The organism is Nonomuraea helvata (genome assembly GCF_039535785.1).
GTDB classification, from domain to species: Bacteria; Actinomycetota; Actinomycetes; order Streptosporangiales; family Streptosporangiaceae; genus Nonomuraea; species Nonomuraea helvata.
Window position 1 is genome coordinate 1,069,950 of record NZ_BAAAXV010000001.1, and the last position, 17,388, is coordinate 1,087,337.

The window sequence follows — 17,388 nt, forward strand, 5'->3', positions numbered from 1 at the left end:
GTGTTACGCAGGCAGGATGAGAGATCGCCCGAGCGGCACCAAGATCAATCAGCTCGATCCCAATGCGCGGCGGATCCTCGAGCGAGCTGAGCTCGAGGGCATCGAGCTGATCCGTTTTCTCTACGCCGACCACGCTGGCGTGATCCGGGGGAAGGCGGCATCCCGGTCACGGCTGGCCGAACGGCTCAGCACGGGCATCGGGCACACGGTGGCCATGATGGCGATGAACATGCTCGACCAGCTCCAGGAGGTCGAGCACATGGGTCCGGTGGGCGAGGTGCGCATTCTTCCCGACCCCACCACATATGTCCCATTGCCTCACGCCCCCGGTGCGGCCGCGATGCTCTCGGACCTGTGCCTGCCCGACGGCACGCCCTGGGAGGCCTGCCCGCGCACCTTCCTCAAGGAGGCCGTCGCCGAGCTGGCCACCGAGGGTTACTCCCTGGTGGCCGCGTTCGAGCCGGAGTTCACCCTCGGCCGCCGCCTGCCGGACCCGGCCGGCGGCCCCGACCGGCTGGTGCCGCTCGACGACTCGCTCTGCTACGCGAACACCGGATTCGACACCGCCCACGACTACACGATCAAGCTCATCCACGCCCTGGAGCAGCAGGGGCTACGGATCGAGCACTACCATCCCGAGTTGGGACCTGGACAGCAGGAGCTGTCCATCCGCCACGCGCCCGCGCTGCGCGCCGCCGACAACCACGTCCTCTACCGCGAGACCGTGCGCGGGGTCGCCCTGCGCACGCAGATGTGGGCGACGCTCGCCCCCAAGCCGCTGGCCGACCAGGCGGGAAACGGGACCCATCTGCATCTGTCGCTGTGGAGCGACACGCGGAACGTCTTCGCCGAGGAGAGCGAGGTGCGCGACGGGTTCATCGGCGGCCTGATCGCCCACCTGCCCGCCCTGACCGCGCTGACGTGCGGGAGCGTCAACAGCTTCCGGCGGCTGGCGCCCCGCATGTGGTCGAGCGCGTACGCCGTCTACGGGCCCGACAACCGGGAGGCCGCGGTCCGCGTGTGCTCCCCGCTCGGCGAGACCGGCGAGCCGAACCTGGAGCTCAAACCGTCGGACTCCTCCGCCAACCCGTACCTGGCGCTCGGGGCCGTCATCCACGCGGGCCTGGACGGGATCCGCCGCAAGCTGGACCCGGGACCCGCCGTCGACGTGGACCCGGACACGCGGCCCGGCCAGTACACGCGCCTGCCCTCGTCGCTGGACGAGGCGCTGGACGCGCTGGAGGCGGACGAGGTGCTCATGGAGGCGCTGGGGCCGCTGCGGCGCAGCGCGTACCTGGCGGTCAAGCGCTCTGAGGCGGCGGCGTTCGCGGCCAAAGACGTCGCTTACGAGCTGTTCCACCACATGCGGGTGTTCTGAGAGCCCGCCCCCGCTGCCCCGGAACGACTCACCGGCCCGCTTGGCCGGTGGGTAGGCGGCGCCTACCCACCGGCGGTGCGGTCAGCGGACCGGGTGGCCCGCCACTCGGAGTGTCTCCTTGACCTCGGAGATCTTGAGCGTGCCGAAGTGGAACACCGAGGCCGCCAGCACCGCGTCGGCGCCCGCCGCCACCGCCGGAGGGAAGTCCTCCAGGCGGCCGGCGCCGCCGCTGGCGATCACCGGGAGCCGCACCGCGGCACGCACCGCGCGCAGCATCTCCAGGTCGTAGCCGTCGAGCGTGCCGTCACCGTCCATCGAGTTGAGCAGGATCTCGCCCACGCCCAGCTCCTCGCCGCGCGCCGCCCACTCCACCGCGTCGATGCCGGTGCCGCGCCGCCCGCCGTGCGTGGTCACCTCGAACCCGCTGGCGGTGCCCGCGGCGCGCCGGGCGTCCACGGACAGCACGATGCACTGGGCGCCGAACCGCCGGGACGCCTCGGTGAGCAGCTCGGGCCGGGCGATGGCGGCCGTGTTGAGCGACACCTTGTCGGCCCCGGCCCGCAGCAGCCGGTCGATGTCCTCGACCGCGCGGACGCCGCCGCCGACGGTCAGCGGGATGAACACCTGCTCGGCCGTCCGGCGCACGACGTCGAGCATGGTCTCCCGCTCGCCGGACGACGCGGTGATGTCGAGGAAGGTGAGCTCGTCGGCACCCTCCTCGTCATAACGCCTGGCGAGCTCGACGGGGTCGCCGGCGTCGCGCAGGTTCTCGAAGTTGACGCCCTTGACCACGCGCCCGGCGTCCACATCGAGACAGGGAATGACTCTTACGGCTACGGTCATGCTCGAACAGCCTCGATTTCGATCTCGACCAGCATCCGAGGGTCGACCAGCCCGGCCACCCTCACTCCAGTGCAGGCGGGGCGCACCTTCCCGAAGACCTCGCCGATGGCCTGGCCCACGAGGTCGAAGTGGCGCTGCTCCACCACATAGTAACGGACCATGACCACGTCCTCGCAGGTCAGGCCGCCCGTCGTGACGGCCTCCAGCGCGATGTCGATCGCGGTCAGGCTCTGCTTGTAGGCGTCACCCAGATGGCGCACCTCTCCGCCGACCGTGGCCGTGCAGCCGGACACGATCACCCGATCACCCGCGACGACAGCGCGGGCGTAGCCGTACCTCTCCTCCCAGATGCCGCCGGAGAACACCCGCGACCCGGTGCTTTCCATGCCGAAGATGCCAACGCTCATCTCGCCCCCTCCCGGCAAGAGCTACACGCGTACTGCAGCAAGCGCGTTTTCCAGTGTGAACGCGTGAGCGTAGAGCGCACTGCCCACGATGGCTCCCTCGAGTCCGTCGGGGACGAGGGACGCGAGTGCCACCAGGTCATCCAGGGAGGAGACACCGCCGCTGGCCACGACGGGCTTGTCGGTGCGGGCGCAGATCCGGCGGTAGAGGTCGAGGTTGGGGCCCTGGAGCATGCCGTCCTTGGTCACGTCGGTGACGACATAGCGGGGGCAGCCGTCGGACTCGAGCCGGTCGAGGACCTCCCAGAGGTCTCCGCCTTCCTCGGTCCAGCCGCGGGCCGCCAGCGTGGTGCCGCGCACGTCGAGCCCCACCGCGATCCTGTCGCCGTGCTCGGCGATGGCCTTCCGGCACCAGTCGGGGTTCTCCAGCGCGGCGGTGCCGATGTTGACCCGGCGGCAGCCGGTGGCCAGCGCGGCGGCCAGGGAATCGTCGTCGCGGATGCCGCCGGACAGCTCCACGTTCACATCGAGCCGGCCGATGACGTCGGCGAGCAGCTCCCGGTTGCTCCCCCGGCCGAACGCGGCGTCGAGATCGACCATGTGGATCCACTCGGCGCCCGCCTCCTGCCAGGCCAGCGCGGCGGCCAGCGGCTCGCCGTAGCCTTTCTCCGTCCCGGCCACACCCTGCACCAGTTGCACAGCCTGGCCGTCGATCACATCCACAGCGGGCAACAACACGAGCGACATTCAGGTCCTCCGGTCGAAAGCGAGAGTCAGCACAACGGGCGCGAGCAGCAGCGAGAAGACGAACACGCCGAAACTGAGGAAGATCGACCCCCACAGCAGCCACACGATCGCCTGCACGAACAGGAACCCCAGCCCGAGCGCGACGTTCTGGGCGCGGTGGCGGCGGGCGATCAGGCCGCCCTGGCGGTAGAACCGCACCGGGCGCGGGATCAGCCTGGCCAGGAGCGCGCGGCGGCGTGCCTTGCGTGCCTGCCGCTCCTCGTTGGCCCGGATCGCGCGCGCCCGCTCCGCCTCTCGCTCGGCCCGCCGGCGCGCACGCTCCTTGCTCATGAGATCTTGCGGCTCATAGCGAGCCGAGCCAGTTCTTCAGCAGTACGGCTCCGGCGTCGCCGGACTTCTCGGGGTGGAACTGGGTGGCCATGAGCGGGCCGTTCTCCACGGCCGCCACGAACGGCACGCCGTGCTCGGCCCAGGTGACGATCGGCTCGCCGAACCCCTCGCCGGCACGGAGCTCCCACTCGCGCACACCGTACGAGTGGACGAAGTAGAAGCGGGTCGCCGCGTCGAGCCCCGCGAACAGGACGCTGCCGGCGGGCGCCTTGACCGTGTTCCACCCCATGTGGGGCAGCACGGGCGCCTCGAGCCGTTCGACGGTGCCCGGCCACTCGCCGCAGCCCTCGGTCTCGACGCCGTGCTCGACGCCCCTGGCGAACAGGATCTGCATGCCCACGCAGATGCCCAGCACCGGACGCCCGCCGGACAGGCGGCGGCCGATGATCTGCTCGCCACGGACGCCCTTGAGCCCGGTCATGCACGCCTCGAACGCGCCGACGCCCGGCACCACCAGGCCGTCGGCGTCGAGGGCGGTGTCGAAGTCGGGCGTCACGGTCACCTCGGCGCCCACCCTGGCCAGCGCCCGCTCGGCCGAGCGCAGATTGCCCGACCCGTAGTCAAGGATGACGATATTGGGCTTCACCACCACAGCACCCCCGCCGTGATCGCCATGGCGGCGCCCAGCGCGCAGATCGCCGCACCGATCTTGAGCCCCTGCCTGAACAGGGAGAACACGCCGCCGATGAGGAACAGGCCGATGAAGACCATCACCCCGGCGAGCAGGTTGTCGGTCATAGGACGCCCTTGGTGCTGGGCACGCCCGTGGCGCGCGGGTCGAGCTCGGACGCCTCGCGCAGCGCCCTGGCCAGGGCCTTGAACTGGGCCTCCACGATATGGTGGGCGTTGCGCCCATACGGGACGTGGACGTGGAGGCAGATCGCGGCCTGCGCGACCAGCGACTCCAGGATGTGGCGCGTCATCGTCGTGTCGTAGTCGGGGCCGATCATCGGCGCCATGCCCTCGGGCTCGGTGTGCACGAGGTACGGTCGCCCGGACAGGTCGACGGTGACCTGGGCGAGCGACTCGTCCAGCGGGCACGACGCACTGCCGAACCGCCTGATGCCCGACTTGTCGCCCAACGCCTCGCGGAACGCCGCGCCCAGCGCGAGCGCGGTGTCCTCGATCGTGTGGTGGGAGTCGATGTGCAGGTCGCCCTCGGTCTTGACCGTCAGGTCGAACAGCCCGTGCTTGCCGAGCTGGGCCAGCATGTGGTCGAAGAACCCGACCCCGGTCGCGACCTCGACCCGGCCGGTGCCGTCGAGACCGACCTCCACCAGGACCGAGGTCTCCTTCGTAACGCGCTCGACGCGGCCTACGCGACTCACAACACTCCTTCCATGGCGGCGCGGAAAGCCGCCATCTCCTCACCGGTGCCGATCGACACACGCAGCCATTGTGGCGGGCCCACCTCGCGGATGAGGACCCCGCGCTCCAGCAGCCCCTCCCACACCTTGCGCCGGTCGGGGAAGCGCCCGAACAGCACGAAGTTGGCGTCGGAGTCGGCCACGGCCAGGCCCTTGGAGCGCAGCCACGCGACCGTGTCGTCGCGCTCGCGCCGCAGCGCGTCGACCGTGCCCAGCAGCTCGGCGCGGTGCCGCAGCGCCACGCGGGCGGCCGCCTGGGTGAGCGTGGACAGGTGGTACGGCAGCCGCACCAGCAGCAGCGCCTCCACCACGGCCGGGTGGGCGGCCAGGTAGCCGAGCCGGGTGCCCGCCATGGCGAACGCCTTGGACATCGTCCTGGTGACGATCAGCCTCGGGTGGGCGGACAGCAGGGTGAGCGCCGACGGCGTGCCCTCGCGGGCGAACTCGGCGTAGGCCTCGTCGACCACGACCATGCCCGGGGCCGCGGCCACCACCGCCTCGATCGTCTCGAGCGGCTGGGCGGTGCCCGTCGGGTTGTTGGGCGAGGCCAGGAACACGATGTCGGGCCGGTGCTCCTCGATCGCCGCCGTCGCCTTGGCGGGGTCGATCGAGAAGTCGTCCTCGCGGCTGGCCGAGATCCACTCGGTGCTGGTGCCGCTGGTGATGATCGGGTGCATCGAGTATGACGGCTCGAACCCGATGGCCGTGCGGCCGTGGCCGCCGAAGGCCTGCAGGATCTGCTGGAGCACCTCGTTGGAGCCGTTGGCGGCCCACACCTGCTCGGTGGTCAGCCCGTGGCCCAGGTAGCCGGCCAGGTCGGCGCGGAGCGCCGTGGCATCCCTGTCGGGGTAGCGATTGAGGTCCGCGGCGCTCGCCCTGACCGCCTCGGCCAGGTCGGCGATCAGCCCGGGCGAGGGCGGGTAGGGGTTCTCGTTGGTGTTGAGCCTGACGGGGACGTCGATCTGGGGCGCGCCGTACGGCGACTTACCCCGGAGATCGTCCCTGATGGGCAGGTCGTCGAGGTTCACGCGTTCTCCGTGGGAACTTTCCAGTCGAATCGGGCACGGACGGCGGCGCCGTGGGCGGGCAGGTCCTCGGCGTCGGCCAGGACCGACACGTGGGCCGCCGCGCCCGCGAGCGCCTCGCGGGTGTAGTCGACGACATGGATGCCGCGCAGGAACGACTGCACCGACAGGCCGCTGGAGTGGCAGGCGCAGCCGCCCGTGGGCAGCACGTGGTTGGAGCCGGCGAGGTAGTCGCCGAGCGAGACGGGCGCGTACGTGCCCACGAAGATCGCCCCGGCGTTCCGGATCTTCCCGGCGACCTCGGCGGCGTTCGCGGTGTGGATCTCCAGGTGCTCGGCCGCGTACGCGTCCACGATCTTGATGCCGTCGTCGACGGAGTCGACCAGCACGATGCCCGACTGCCTGCCGCTCAGCGCCTCGGTGATGCGCTCGGAGTGCTTGGTCGCCGACACCTGGGCCGGCAGCTCCTTCTCGACCGCGTCGGCCAGCTCGGCGCTGGTGGTGACCAGCACGGCGGCGGCGATCACGTCGTGCTCGGCCTGGCTGATCAGGTCGGCGGCCACGTGGACCGGGTCGGCCGTCTCGTCGGCCAGGATGGCGATCTCGGTCGGGCCCGCCTCGGAGTCGATGCCGATGCGGCCCTTGAGCAGCCGCTTGGCCGCGGCCACCCAGATGTTGCCGGGACCGGTCACCATCGTGGCGGCCGGGCACTCCTCCGTGCCGTAGGCGAACATGGCCACCGCCTGCGCCCCGCCCACGGAGTAGACCTCGTCCACGCCGAGCAGCGCGCACGCGGCCAGGATCGTGGGGTGCGGCAGCCCGCCGTACTCCTTCTGCGCCGGGCTGGTGACGGCCAGCGAGGGGACGCCGGCCTCCTGGGCCGGGACGACGTTCATCACCACGCTGGAGGGATAGACCGCGCGGCCGCCGGGGACGTACAGGCCCACGCGCTCGACCGGCACCCACCGCTCGGTCACGGTGCCGCCGGGCACGACCTGGGTGGTGACGTCGGCGCGCCGCTGGTCGCGGTGGACCAGCCTGGCCCGCCTGATCGACTCCTCCAGCGCCGCCCGGACTCTGGGGTCGAGCTCGCTCAGCGCTCGCTCGATCGCCTCGGCGGGGACGCGGGTGGTGGCGATCTCGACACCGTCGAACCTGGCGGTCAGCTCCCGTACGGCTGCCGCCCCGCGATGGCGTACGTCGTCGCAGATGGGCCGCACCTTCTCCAGGGCGGCCTCGACGTCGAGCTCGGCGCGGGGCAGCACGTCGCGCAGATCCTCCGGCAGAGAACCGCGCATGTCGATACGGGAAATCACCCGTACAGTCTACGGAGTCCGTCCCCTGAATCAGGTTCTGTCCACCATGCGGGACGCCCGACACCCGCGGCCCCCACAGGCTCCCTACAGGTGACGTGTGGCGGCCGTGGGCGACGCTCGCCGACGTCGCGCCCACGGCCGCCGCGACCCCGGACCGGGCATGCCGGGGCAGCGCCGCGACCGTCACGGGGGGTACGGCCACGGCCGGGAAAGCTCAGGACCACACCACTGCCCCTCAGGAGCCTCTCGCTAACGCGCCACGCCAAAAAAGCGCCAAGCAGTTTTTGCCGGGTGATCACGGAGCACGTGTCGCGGCACGAAGGAGGTCACAGCGGCCTTCGAGGCCATGTGAGTACTTTCACATTGCATGTCCATTATGTCCGAGCCCATACGCTTGCCGGGTGGGACAGTGGCGAAGCCCGGACGGGCTCCTGGTAGAGGCGATCATTCTGGACGATCGCCCACTTCTGCGTGTCTCCCACCAGGTCAACGGCAGGACGTACCTACGCGGCTACTGCGCCACCGTCTCCGAGCTGGCCGTCCACGGCGTGGATCTGGCCGAGCTCGTCGAAGACCCCTCCCTTGACCATCTGTAAACCCTGACCCGCCACTGTCGATCAGCCGGGCCGGGTACGGCATGCACCATGGTCCGGCTGCCGCCCTACACGCCGATGCTGGCCCAGCTCGGCTCCCTGAACTCCGTCCAGGGCGCGGACTGGGCCGTCGAGATGAAATGGGACGGCGTCCGCGCCCTCGCCTACATCCAGGGCGGCGCCGTCCGCCTGATGTCGCGCAACAGCAAGGACATCACCACCGCCTACCCCGAGCTCCAGCTCATGGCCGGCGCCACCGGCGGGCACCCGGCCGTGATCGACGGGGAGATCGTGGCGTTCGACGAGACCGGCCGGCCCAGCTTCGAGGCGCTGCAACCCCGGATGCACCAGCGCAACCCCGTGGCGATCGCGGAGCTGGTCAGGTCGGTGCCGGTGACGTACATGGCCTTCGACATCCTCCACCTCGACGACGACAGCACCGTCGCCCGCCCCTACTCCCAGCGCAGGGAGCTGCTCGAGACCACGTTCAGGCCCGGCTACCGGTGGGAGGTGCCGGTGTGGTTCGCCGACCACGCCGGGCTGGCGTTCGACTCCTCCAGGCAGCTGGGGCTCGAAGGGGTCGTGTGCAAGCGGATGGGCTCGCCGTACCGTCCGGGCCGGCGCAGCGCGGACTGGACGAAGATCAAGAACGTGCGCGCCGTCGAGGTCGTGGTCGGCGGGTGGAAGCCCGGAGCAGGGCGGCGGTCGGGGATGATCGGCTCGCTGCTGCTCGGCGCGTACGACCCCCAGGGCCGGCTGCAGTACGTGGGGCACGTCGGCACCGGGTTCACCGAGGCCGCGCTGCGCGACCTGGGCGAGCGTCTCGCGGCGCTGGAGCGGCCGGAGCCGCCGTTCGACGAGGCAGTGCCGCGCGAGTACGCGAGGGACGCCCACTGGGTCGAGCCGCGCCTGGTCGGCGAGGTGCAGTACGCCGAGGTCACCGGCGACCGCCGGCTGCGCCACCCCTCCTGGCGCGGGCTGCGGCCCGACCGCGAGCCGCACGAGGCCACCATCGCGGAGATCCTCCCGGGACACGACGCGGCAGCCGGCTGACCGCCACGACACGCAGCACTCAATTACATTTCGCTTCCATACTGTGACTTAGAGTCATCGACAGGCTGTAGATCACCTTCCGAGGGGACGCTGTGTCGAAGACTCTGGTCACCACGCTGATCACGCTGGCCGGCGTCGCGTTCGCGATGCCCGCCGAGGCCGCCGAGCCACCGCCGCCCGCCGCGCCAGTCAAAGAAGGCTCCTGGGGCGTCGCGTCGTCACCGCTGATGCGCCCGAGCCAGGCCGTGCGTTACTGGACCGCCGGCAAGCAGGCCAAGGCCAGCGGCGCGAACCTGCCGCGGACCCTGCGCAAGCCCACGCAGGCCGCCGCGCGGCGCAGCGTGCCCAGCGCCAAGCGGCTCACCCCCGGCGGGGACGCCAACGGCTACGCCCGCGTGCACCGGCCGTACACCGACTCGGTGGCCAGCAGGATCACCGGCCGGCTGTTCTACGTCAACGCGAGCGGGGAGGACGACGCCTGCAGCGCCTCCGTGGTGCGCTCCGCGGCCAAGGTGCTCGTCGTGACCGCCGCCCACTGCGTGTACGGGGTGCCGATGGGCGCCTCGACCGGCCGGTGGCACTCGCACTTCGCGTTCGTGCCCGCGTACGACGGGCGGGCGAAGAGCATGCGCCAGCGCGAGCCGTACGGGCGGTGGGGCGCCCGCCGGGCGTGGAAACCCGACGGCTACACCGGCCTGAGCGGCGGCGACTGGAACTCGATCTACGACATCGCCCTCATCGAGGTCGGCAAGCGGAACAACCGCACGCTCCAGGACGCGGTCGGCGCCTTCACCCCGATGCTCAACCAGGGCGTCCGGCACACCATCGCCACCACGGGCTATCCCGGCGTGTCCGGCAGGAGGCCGTACGACGGCAGGGACCAGCTCTGGTGCATGGGCAGGAGCGAGCCGGCCGGCGGGATCATCGACGGCACCCTCTACGTCCCCTCCGGCTCCGCCCCCCTGCCGGAGGACGGGCGGATGGAGACGTACAACTGCCACCTGTTCAGAGGCCACAGCGGCGGGCCGTGGCTGCTCAAAGGCACCCGCGACCTGGTCGGCGTGCTGTCGGCGGGCACCGAGGACGGCGAGGACGGCGGGTTCTCCGTGGCCAACGCCCTCAACGCCGAGAGCTACGGCGCCATCGTGCAGCACGCCGACCCGGACGGCGTGTACGACGCGCTGTCCATCAGCGCCGACGGCCCGAAGAGCGCGGTCAGACCCGGCGACACCGCCACCGTCACGGCCACCGTCGCCGTGCGCGGGCTGATGTCCGCCGCGCGGGTGCCCGTCACGTTCACGCTCCCGGAGGGCACGAGCCTGTCCTCGGTGGACGGCGCCTCCTGCAGGCAGACGCGCGGAAAGGCCACCTGCACGATCCCCGTCGTCCGCCCCGGCCATCCGGTCCGGGTCTCGGCTCAGGTCCAGGTCGCCCGCGACGCCGCGGCCTCACCGCGCATCACCGCCACCGTCGGCTCCACGCCCCTCGACCCGTCCCAGACCGACAACACCAGCACGTTCTCCCTTCCCACCGCGGCCGCGTCCGGCCTGCTCTGATCATCCGGCGGGAGGCGCCGGGTCAGGCGGACGGCTCCAGCACCGGCTCCTTCAGCGTCCGCGCCAGCAGCCAGGCCAGGGCCGGGAAGGCGATCAGGCAGGCCAGGGCCGTCCTCAGGGTCGTCGCCTCCGCGAGCGCGCCCACCAGCGGGCTCGTCAGGCCGCCCACGCTCACCGCCAGCCCCAGGGTCACGCCGCCCGCCGTGCCCACCCGGGTGGGCAGGAAGTCCTGGCCCAGCGTGACGTGCAAGGAGAACGGGACATACAGCGCGATCGAGGAGGCCGCCACGAAGACGTACGCGACGGGACCGGGCGCGAGCACCACACCCGCGACCGCCGGGACGGCCAGCGCGTAGGCCAGGCGCATCGTGCGCACCCTGTCCCAGCGGGCCGCCAGCCTGCCACCCAGCACGGTGCCCACCGCCGCGCCCCCGAACAGCACGAACAGCGCCACCGCGCCCGCCGCTCCGCCGCCCATGAACAGGGCCACGAAGGCGCTCAGCCCGACGTACACGACCGAGCGGAAGACGATCACCAACGTCAGCCTGACGAACGACGGCCAGTCGTCCCGGCCGGACACCGGCGCCGCGCCCTGCGCCGCCCGCCCACCCCCGGTCAGCGCCCGGACCGCCGGGAGCGTCGCCACCGCCCCCAGCACCGCCGGCGCCGCGAGGAACGGCGACGCGCCCAGCCCCCAGCCCGCCAGCAACGGCGTCACCAGCACGGGAGCCGACGCGAAGCCCAGCGTCCCGCCCATCGAGAACCAGCTCATCCGCACATGGCTGCCCTCGCTCGCGATCCTGGCCAGCCGGGCCGACTCCGGGTGGTAGGCCGCCACCCCCAGACCGGACAGCGCCACGGCCAGCCAGGTCAGCGCGTACGAGTCCGTCACGCCGCCGAGCGCCACCCCGGTGCCCGCCACGACCATGCTCAACGGGATCAGCCACGGCATCCGCCACCGGTCGGTCAGCACGCCGAACAGCGGCTGCACGATCGACGACAGCAGCGTCGCGGCCAGCACGATGCCGGAGACCGCGACGTACCCGTAGCCGCGCCCGGCCACCAGGAACGGCACGAGCGCGGGAACCGCGCCCTGATAGAAGTCCACGGCCGCGTGGCCGGCGGCGAGCATGGGGATCCTGTTCACGCTCCGATCCTGTCCCGGTGGCGGCTGTCGCGCTTCCGATAAATTGACAACCTATGACGGAAATCCGCCACCTGTCCGAGGCGCCCACGGGCCGACGGCCGCTCGCTCCGGGAGCGGGCATCGACGCGCACCGCCACGACACCCACCAGATCGTGTACGCGTGCCGCGGCGTGCTCTCCGTCACCACCGGCGCGGGCACGTGGGTGGCCCCGGCCAACCGGGCCCTCTGGATCCCGGCCGGGACGGTCCACGAGCACCGGGCCCACGGTGACACCGACCTGCGCCTGGTGGGTCTCGCGGACAATCCCCTCGGCCTCGACCGCCCGGCCGTCCTCGCCGTCGGCCCGCTGCTCCGCGAGCTGATCATCGCCTACACGGCCGACGCCCATCATGGCGGCGGCCACGCCGTGGGCACCCCACACGGTGGCGAGCACCACAGCGGTGAGCGGGCACGGTTGTGGGCGGTGCTGCTCGACCAGCTCAGACGAGCCCCCGAACAGCCCCTCCACCTGCCCACCGCTCACGACCCCCGGCTGACCGCCGTCTGCGCGATCCTGCACCGCGACCCCGCCGACAGCAGGACCCTCGCCCAGCTGGCGGCGCGGGTGGGCACCAGCGACCGGACGCTCGCCAGGCTGTGCCGGCGCGAGCTGGGCATGAGCTTCCCCCAATGGCGCACCCAGCTCCGCCTGCACCACGCGCTGCTGCTCCTCGCCGACGGAGTCCCCGTGACCGCCGTGGCCCACCGGTGCGGTTGGGCGTCGGCCAGCGCGTTCATCGACGTGTTCAGGCGGGCCTTCGGGTACACCCCGGGCCGGGCCTTTACATTGTAGATTCGCTACAATGGGCTCCCGTGAGCAAATCGAAAGGCAAGGGCGGCGGCACTCCCGCCACCATGGCGCTGACCAAGGCGAAGGCCGAGTTCACGCTCCACCCCTACGAGCACGACGCCGCCGCGCAGGCCTACGGTGAGGAGGCGGCGGACGCGCTCGGCGTGCCGTACGAGCGGATCTTCAAGACGCTGGTGGCCGAGGTGGAGAGCGGCCTGGCGGTGGCGGTCGTGCCCGTGGCGGGCAAGCTCGACCTGAAGGCCCTGGCCGGCGCGCTCAACAGCAAGCGGGCCGCCATGGCCGACGCCGCCAAGGTGGAGCGGGTGACCGGCTACGTCGTGGGCGGCATCAGCCCCCTGGGCCAGCGCAAGCAGCTCCCCACGGTCGTCGACTCCTCGGCGCTCGACTTCGAGACGATCTACTTCTCGGCCGGGAAGCGCGGCCTGCAGATCGAGACCGCCCCCGACAACCTCATCACCCTCACCAGGGCCGTCACCGCCCCCATCGGCAAGCGCGGCTGACCCCTCGCCTGTACTACCCGCGCCGCCGGGACCACCCGAGGTCCGAGTCCAGGGGAGACCGGCCGACCAGCCACCTGAACAGCCGCCGGTGCCGCCGGAAGAACGGGTGGTCGCCGCGCCTGTCACCCCGTCCGTCCATGGCCTCGCGCCGCTTCTCCTCCTCCAGCGCCTTCTCCAGCCCGGGCGTGTAGCCGCCGCCGAAGCGGGCCATGTCCGGCCCGGTGAAGCCCCTGGGCTCGACGCGCCGCAGCGCGGGTCCCATCGAGTCCACCCAGATCGGCCCCGGCAGCGACGCGCCCTGCACCGCCCCGTAGTACTGGTTCCCGATCTGCACGTCCTGCAGCGGGTACTTGTACGAGCCCCGGATGTCCCCGACGCTGACCGCCGCCGCCAGCGCGGGCGTGTAGCCGGCGAACCAGGCCGACGTGTAGCCGTTGTTGGTCCCCGTCTTCCCGGCGGCCGGCCGGTCGATGCCCTGCCCGTGCATGGTGCCCTTGGTGAAGACGCCCTCCAGCACGTAGTTGACCGCGTCCGCGACGTCCTCCTCGAGAGCCCGCCGGCACGCGGGCGGCACGTGCGTGCGCCGCCCGTCCCTGCCGATGATCTCCACGATGGCCAGCGGCCTGCAGTAGATCCCCCTGGCCGCGAACGTCGCGAACGCCGCCGCCACCGTCACCGGGTCCATCTCGTTGACGCCCAGCGTGAACGTCGGCACCTCCTTCAGCGGCTGGCCGTCCGCCCTGGTGATGCCGAGCGACTTGGCCGTGCGCACCACGTTGCAGAGCCCGACCTTGCGCTCCAGCATCATGTAGAAGATGTTCACCGACTTCCAGGTGCCGGTCTCGATGCTGTGCGGGCCGCCCGAGCCCTCGCCGCTGGCGTTGAGTATGCGGGTGTCCGGGTCGTTGACGGGCCGTCCCGAGCAGTCGCGGTAGCCCTGCGCGGGCACGAGCGAGCCCGGCGTCACGAAGCCGTCGTTGAAGCGCCACCCCTGCTTGAGCGCCGTGGCCAGCGTGAACACCTTGAACGTCGACCCGGCCTGGAAGCCCTGGCCGCCCCCGTGCGCCACGTCCGCGGCCAGGTTGAAGGTGGTCTTGGGGCCGTTCTTCCGGTTGCCCGGGTTGCGGCCGAACCGCTTGCTGGCCGCGATCGCCGTGATCCGCCCGGTCCGCGGCTCCACCATGGCCTCGGCGGCCACCTCCGTGTCCTCGGGCGAGACGTAGCGGCGGATGGCCTGCTCGGCGGCGCGCTGCGCGATCGGGTCGAGGCTGGTCCTGATCACCAGGCCGCCCCTGGCCATCCTGGAACGGCGCTCGGCCGCCGTGTTGCCGAAGACGGGGTTCGACAGGAGCTCGCGCTGCACGTACAGGCAGTAGAACGGGTAGTCGCTCTGCTCGCAGCCGCCGGGCTCGGGCTTGAGCTTGATGTCGAGCGGCGCGGCCTTGGCGCTCGCCGCGTCCTGCTGGCTGATCAGCTTCAGCCCGGCCATGCGGTCGAGGACGAGGTCCCGCCGCATCTTCAGGCGTGCCCGGTGCGCCGGGCCGAGCGAGGGATCGGTCGAGAACGGCATGCGTACGGCGCCCGCCAGCGTGGCCGCCTGGGCCAGCGTCAGCCGGGAGGCCGAGGTGGAGAAGAAGCGCCTGGCCGCCGCCTCGACGCCGTGCGCTCCCGCGCCGAAGTAGGCGATGTTGAGGTAGCGCTCCAGGATCTCGTCCTTGCGGTACTTCTTCTCCAGGGCCAGCGCGAGCCGCAGCTCAGTGATCTTGCGGGCCAGGTTCGGGGCGCGGGCCCTGTCACGCTCGGCCTCGGTACGTGCGCTCTCGACCAGGATGTTCTTGACGAGCTGCTGCGTCAGGGACGAGCCGCCCTGCCTGATGCCACCGGCCTGCGTGTTGGTGAGCAGCGCCCGGAGCGTGCCCCTGACGTCGAGGCCGCCGTGCTCGTAGAAGCGGGCGTCCTCGATGGCCACGATCGCCTGGCGCATCACCGGCGCGACGGCGCCGAGCCGGACGGCTGTCCTGTTGGCCTCGTAGAACTGGGCGAACGGCCGGCCGTCCTTGTCCAGCAGCCTGGTCACCTGCGCGAGAGGCTCCTCGCGCGGCGCGGGCGGCAGGTCGACGAAGGTGTTCGCGACGGTCTTGGCGGCCATGCCGCCCCCGCTCACCACGGGCGCGGCCAGTGCCGCGGTCAGCACTCCGCCGAGCGCCCCCGCCAGTGCGAGTGCGCCGACGGATCTGAGTACGGTCACGTACCTTGGTGTGCGACGTCCGCATCCGCGCCAAACAACCGCTTGTCAGCTGTTTACCGATGCCTGCGGGACCCTTACCGCTGGCGGCGGATGTGCAGGCCGAGCGAGGCGAACTGTTCGAACGGCCGGTGGTAACCGCGTTCGATGTGGTGGACGCCGCGCAGCGTGGACGGGCCGTCGGCCACCGCTGCCGCAAGCACGGCCGAGAACCCGGCCCTGATGTCGGGTAGCGTCACGTCCGCGCCCTTGAGCTTGGACACGCCGCGCACGACGGCCGAGTGCCTGGCGTTGGTGTCGTGGTAGCGGCAGGCCGGGCCGCCCAGGCACTGGTCGAACACCTCGATCTCGCAGCCCATCTTCTGCAGCGCAGGGACGTACACCAGGCGGTTCTCGAAGACCGTCTCGTGCAGCACCGACATGCCCTGGCTCTGCGTGAACAGCACCATGAGCGGCGTCTGCCAGTCCGTCATGAACCCGGGGTGGGTGTCGGTCTGCACGGCCGCCGAGCGCAGGCCCTCCGGCGGGGCGGTGGCGCACAGGTACTCGTCGTTGATGTCGAACTGGGCGCCCATCCTGGCCAGCGTGGTGATCGCGGTGACCAGGCGGTCCTGCGGGCAGCCGTGCACCCGCACCTCTCCCCCGGTGATCAGGCCCGCCGCCAGGTACGAGAACGCCTCGATGCGGTCGCCGTTCAGCCAGGTGGAGGCGCCGCGCAGCCGTTCGACGCCCTCGATGACGATCCTGCGGTCGGGCGAGAGCTCGATCCTGGCCCCCATCCGCTGCAGGAACAGCGCCAGCTCGACCACCTCGGGCTCCATCGCGGCGTTCTTCAGCACCGTCTTGCCCTCGGCCAGCACGGCCGACATCAGGATCGTCTCGGTGGCGCCCACACTCGGGTACGGCAGCTCGATCCTGGTGCCCACGAGACGGTTGGCCTTGGCGAAGATGCCGGTGTCGCCCACCTCCACCTCGGCCCCCATCGCGCGCAGGGCCTCCACGTGGAAGTTCACCGGCCGCCGCCCGATCGGGTCGCCGCCGACCAGCGGGACGAACGCCTCCCCCGCCAGGTGCAGCAGCGGGCCGAGCATGAGGATGGGGATGCGGTTCAGCCCGGTGAAGGCGTCCGGCACCCTCGGCTCGATCTCCCGGCCCCGCTCGATCCTGATCTCCGTACGGGAGATCTCGACGTTGATGCCGAGCGCCCGCAGCATGGCGGCCGTGATCTCCACCTCGCCCACCTCCGGGGCGTTGTGGATACTGCTCTCCCCGCCGCCCAGCATGGCGGCGACCATGTGCTTGGAGACTCCGTTCTTGGAGCCGCGTACTTCTACGTCCCCCCGGAGCGGGCCGGAGGGTTCTATCAACCAGACCTCTTCTTGCATCACGAAGCGAGCCTAGCCGGGGGATACCATCGAGCTGATTCGGACACACATGTGAGGGGGAGTGGCGTGACGAGGGAAGTGCGCGCTTTTGCGGTAACTGTCCTCACACTCGCCACTCTCGGAGCCGCTGCCGGCCTGCTCTGGTCGGGGCTCACGCCACGGGCTCCGTACGAGGTCACGCAGCACGGGACGGTGCTGGCCGACCCCTCCACGCAGGCGCTGATCGCGGCCGACGGCTGGTTCGCGGTGATCACCGGCGGGCTCGGGCTGCTGTGCGGCGGGGTCGGGTGGTTCATCGGGCGGCGATGGATGCTGGCGGTGCTCCTCGGGCTCTGCGCGGGCGGAGTGCTGGGCGCGATGCTGACACTGTGGGTCGGGTCCACGTTCACCATCGGCGCGGTCGTGATCGAGGCCGCCGCCCAGCCCGGCGCCAAGGTCGTCCCCGGCGCGCTGCGGCTGACCGCCTCGGGGGTGCTGGTCTCCTGGCCGCTGCTCGCGGTGGGGCTGTTCGCGCTGATGGAGGGCATGCACGGCTACCGCGAGTCGCCCCTGCGCCACCCGTACGCCGACCCGCCCGACCCCCTCTGA

General features: G+C 71.6%; 19 protein-coding genes. 7 read left to right on the forward strand and 12 right to left on the reverse strand.

Features of this window, described 5'->3' with window-relative positions; translation table 11 throughout:
• Window positions 1–16 precede the first annotated feature (16 nt).
• Window positions 17–1,378: a glutamine synthetase family protein gene (locus ABD830_RS04855; protein ID WP_344985122.1), complete on the forward strand. Its 1,362-nt coding sequence runs from the start codon at window positions 17–19 to the stop codon at window positions 1,376–1,378.
• An 81-nt stretch (window positions 1,379–1,459) separates the two neighbouring features.
• On the opposite strand, the gene hisF is transcribed toward ABD830_RS04855, so the two are convergent.
• From hisF to hisD, 9 genes are read right to left on the reverse strand one after another with little or no spacing between them, the layout of a single operon-like run.
• On the reverse strand, window positions 1,460–2,221 hold the full coding sequence (gene hisF, locus ABD830_RS04860) for an imidazole glycerol phosphate synthase subunit HisF (RefSeq protein WP_344985123.1): 762 nt from the start codon (window positions 2,219–2,221) through the stop codon (window positions 1,460–1,462).
• Window positions 2,218–2,628: a Rid family hydrolase gene (locus tag ABD830_RS04865; RefSeq protein WP_344985124.1), complete on the reverse strand. Its 411-nt coding sequence runs from the start codon at window positions 2,626–2,628 to the stop codon at window positions 2,218–2,220. The genes hisF and ABD830_RS04865 overlap by 4 nt, the downstream gene beginning before the upstream one ends.
• Window positions 2,629–2,649: 21 nt before the next feature.
• Window positions 2,650–3,372 carry a bifunctional 1-(5-phosphoribosyl)-5-((5-phosphoribosylamino)methylideneamino)imidazole-4-carboxamide isomerase/phosphoribosylanthranilate isomerase PriA gene (gene priA / locus ABD830_RS04870; protein WP_344985125.1) on the reverse strand — a complete coding sequence of 241 codons (723 nt, stop codon included), beginning with the start codon at window positions 3,370–3,372 and terminating at the stop codon, window positions 2,650–2,652.
• Window positions 3,373–3,702 (reverse strand): hypothetical protein, encoded by a 330-nt coding sequence (locus ABD830_RS04875; RefSeq protein ID WP_344985126.1) that lies wholly within the window; start codon window positions 3,700–3,702, stop codon window positions 3,373–3,375.
• Window positions 3,703–3,715: 13 nt separating this feature from the next.
• Window positions 3,716–4,348, reverse strand: coding sequence for an imidazole glycerol phosphate synthase subunit HisH (hisH, locus tag ABD830_RS04880; protein ID WP_344987626.1), 633 nt, complete (start codon window positions 4,346–4,348; stop codon window positions 3,716–3,718).
• Entirely contained in the window at window positions 4,345–4,500 is a 156-nt protein-coding gene (locus ABD830_RS04885) for a hypothetical protein (protein ID WP_344985127.1), read from the reverse strand. Before ABD830_RS04885 ends, hisH begins: the two co-directional genes overlap by 4 nt.
• A complete protein-coding gene (gene hisB, locus ABD830_RS04890) occupies window positions 4,497–5,090 on the reverse strand; it encodes an imidazoleglycerol-phosphate dehydratase HisB (RefSeq protein ID WP_344985129.1) in 594 nt (197 codons plus the stop codon). The genes ABD830_RS04885 and hisB overlap by 4 nt, the downstream gene beginning before the upstream one ends.
• Window positions 5,087–6,157 carry a histidinol-phosphate transaminase gene (locus tag ABD830_RS04895; protein WP_344985130.1) on the reverse strand — a complete coding sequence of 357 codons (1,071 nt, stop codon included), beginning with the start codon at window positions 6,155–6,157 and terminating at the stop codon, window positions 5,087–5,089. Before ABD830_RS04895 ends, hisB begins: the two co-directional genes overlap by 4 nt.
• Window positions 6,154–7,470, reverse strand: coding sequence for a histidinol dehydrogenase (hisD, locus tag ABD830_RS04900; RefSeq protein WP_344985131.1), 1,317 nt, complete (start codon window positions 7,468–7,470; stop codon window positions 6,154–6,156). The genes ABD830_RS04895 and hisD overlap by 4 nt, the downstream gene beginning before the upstream one ends.
• 401 nt (window positions 7,471–7,871) lie before the next feature.
• Here hisD and ABD830_RS04905 point away from each other — a divergent pair, with 401 nt between their 5' ends.
• The 3 genes from ABD830_RS04905 (at window position 7,872) to ABD830_RS04915 (ending at window position 10,672) form a co-directional block, all read left to right on the forward strand.
• Complete coding sequence (locus ABD830_RS04905) at window positions 7,872–8,066, forward strand: hypothetical protein (protein ID WP_344985132.1); 195 nt, start codon at window positions 7,872–7,874, stop codon at window positions 8,064–8,066.
• Window positions 8,067–8,114: 48 nt separating this feature from the next.
• Window positions 8,115–9,116 carry a non-homologous end-joining DNA ligase gene (gene ligD / locus ABD830_RS04910; RefSeq protein ID WP_344985133.1) on the forward strand — a complete coding sequence of 334 codons (1,002 nt, stop codon included), beginning with the start codon at window positions 8,115–8,117 and terminating at the stop codon, window positions 9,114–9,116.
• A gap of 92 nt (window positions 9,117–9,208) precedes the next feature.
• On the forward strand, window positions 9,209–10,672 hold the full coding sequence (locus ABD830_RS04915; protein ID WP_344985134.1) for a trypsin-like serine peptidase: 1,464 nt from the start codon (window positions 9,209–9,211) through the stop codon (window positions 10,670–10,672).
• A 22-nt stretch (window positions 10,673–10,694) separates the two neighbouring features.
• Here ABD830_RS04915 and ABD830_RS04920 read toward each other — a convergent pair whose 3' ends face one another.
• Entirely contained in the window at window positions 10,695–11,819 is a 1,125-nt protein-coding gene (locus tag ABD830_RS04920) for an MFS transporter (RefSeq protein ID WP_344985135.1), read from the reverse strand.
• A gap of 53 nt (window positions 11,820–11,872) precedes the next feature.
• Between ABD830_RS04920 and ABD830_RS04925 the strand changes: the two genes are divergently transcribed.
• Together ABD830_RS04925 and ybaK are read left to right on the forward strand one after the other, a co-directional pair.
• Window positions 11,873–12,652, forward strand: coding sequence for an AraC family transcriptional regulator (locus tag ABD830_RS04925; RefSeq protein ID WP_344985136.1), 780 nt, complete (start codon window positions 11,873–11,875; stop codon window positions 12,650–12,652).
• A gap of 62 nt (window positions 12,653–12,714) precedes the next feature.
• On the forward strand, window positions 12,715–13,170 hold the full coding sequence (gene ybaK / locus ABD830_RS04930) for a Cys-tRNA(Pro) deacylase (protein WP_344987627.1): 456 nt from the start codon (window positions 12,715–12,717) through the stop codon (window positions 13,168–13,170).
• Window positions 13,171–13,183: 13 nt separating this feature from the next.
• Here the strand turns inward: ybaK and ABD830_RS04935 are convergent, their stop codons facing one another.
• Both ABD830_RS04935 and murA read right to left on the reverse strand, forming a co-directional pair.
• Window positions 13,184–15,418, reverse strand: coding sequence for a transglycosylase domain-containing protein (locus ABD830_RS04935; RefSeq protein WP_344985137.1), 2,235 nt, complete (start codon window positions 15,416–15,418; stop codon window positions 13,184–13,186).
• 74 nt (window positions 15,419–15,492) lie between these two features.
• Window positions 15,493–16,800, reverse strand: a complete 1,308-nt coding sequence (gene murA, locus ABD830_RS04940) for a UDP-N-acetylglucosamine 1-carboxyvinyltransferase (RefSeq protein WP_344987628.1) — start codon at window positions 16,798–16,800, stop codon at window positions 15,493–15,495.
• A gap of 66 nt (window positions 16,801–16,866) precedes the next feature.
• Here murA and ABD830_RS04945 point away from each other — a divergent pair, with 66 nt between their 5' ends.
• Entirely contained in the window at window positions 16,867–17,388 is a 522-nt protein-coding gene (locus ABD830_RS04945) for a hypothetical protein (RefSeq protein WP_344985138.1), read from the forward strand.

Excerpts from the sequence above, each read along its gene's own strand:
- ligD (WP_344985133.1), top strand. The coding sequence starts at position 8,115 with ATGGTCCGGCTGCCGCCCTACACGCCGATGCTGGCCCAGCTCGGCTCC.
- ABD830_RS04865 (WP_344985124.1), bottom strand. The coding sequence starts at position 2,628 with ATGAGCGTTGGCATCTTCGGCATGGAAAGCACCGGGTCGCGGGTGTTC.
- priA (WP_344985125.1), bottom strand. The coding sequence starts at position 3,372 with ATGTCGCTCGTGTTGTTGCCCGCTGTGGATGTGATCGACGGCCAGGCT.
- ABD830_RS04925 (WP_344985136.1), top strand. The coding sequence starts at position 11,873 with ATGACGGAAATCCGCCACCTGTCCGAGGCGCCCACGGGCCGACGGCCG.
- murA (WP_344987628.1), bottom strand. The coding sequence starts at position 16,800 with ATGCAAGAAGAGGTCTGGTTGATAGAACCCTCCGGCCCGCTCCGGGGG.
- hisF (WP_344985123.1), bottom strand. The coding sequence starts at position 2,221 with ATGACCGTAGCCGTAAGAGTCATTCCCTGTCTCGATGTGGACGCCGGG.
- ABD830_RS04855 (WP_344985122.1), top strand. The coding sequence starts at position 17 with ATGAGAGATCGCCCGAGCGGCACCAAGATCAATCAGCTCGATCCCAAT.
- ABD830_RS04885 (WP_344985127.1), bottom strand. The coding sequence starts at position 4,500 with ATGACCGACAACCTGCTCGCCGGGGTGATGGTCTTCATCGGCCTGTTC.
- ybaK (WP_344987627.1), top strand. The coding sequence starts at position 12,715 with ATGGCGCTGACCAAGGCGAAGGCCGAGTTCACGCTCCACCCCTACGAG.
- ABD830_RS04875 (WP_344985126.1), bottom strand. The coding sequence starts at position 3,702 with ATGAGCAAGGAGCGTGCGCGCCGGCGGGCCGAGCGAGAGGCGGAGCGG.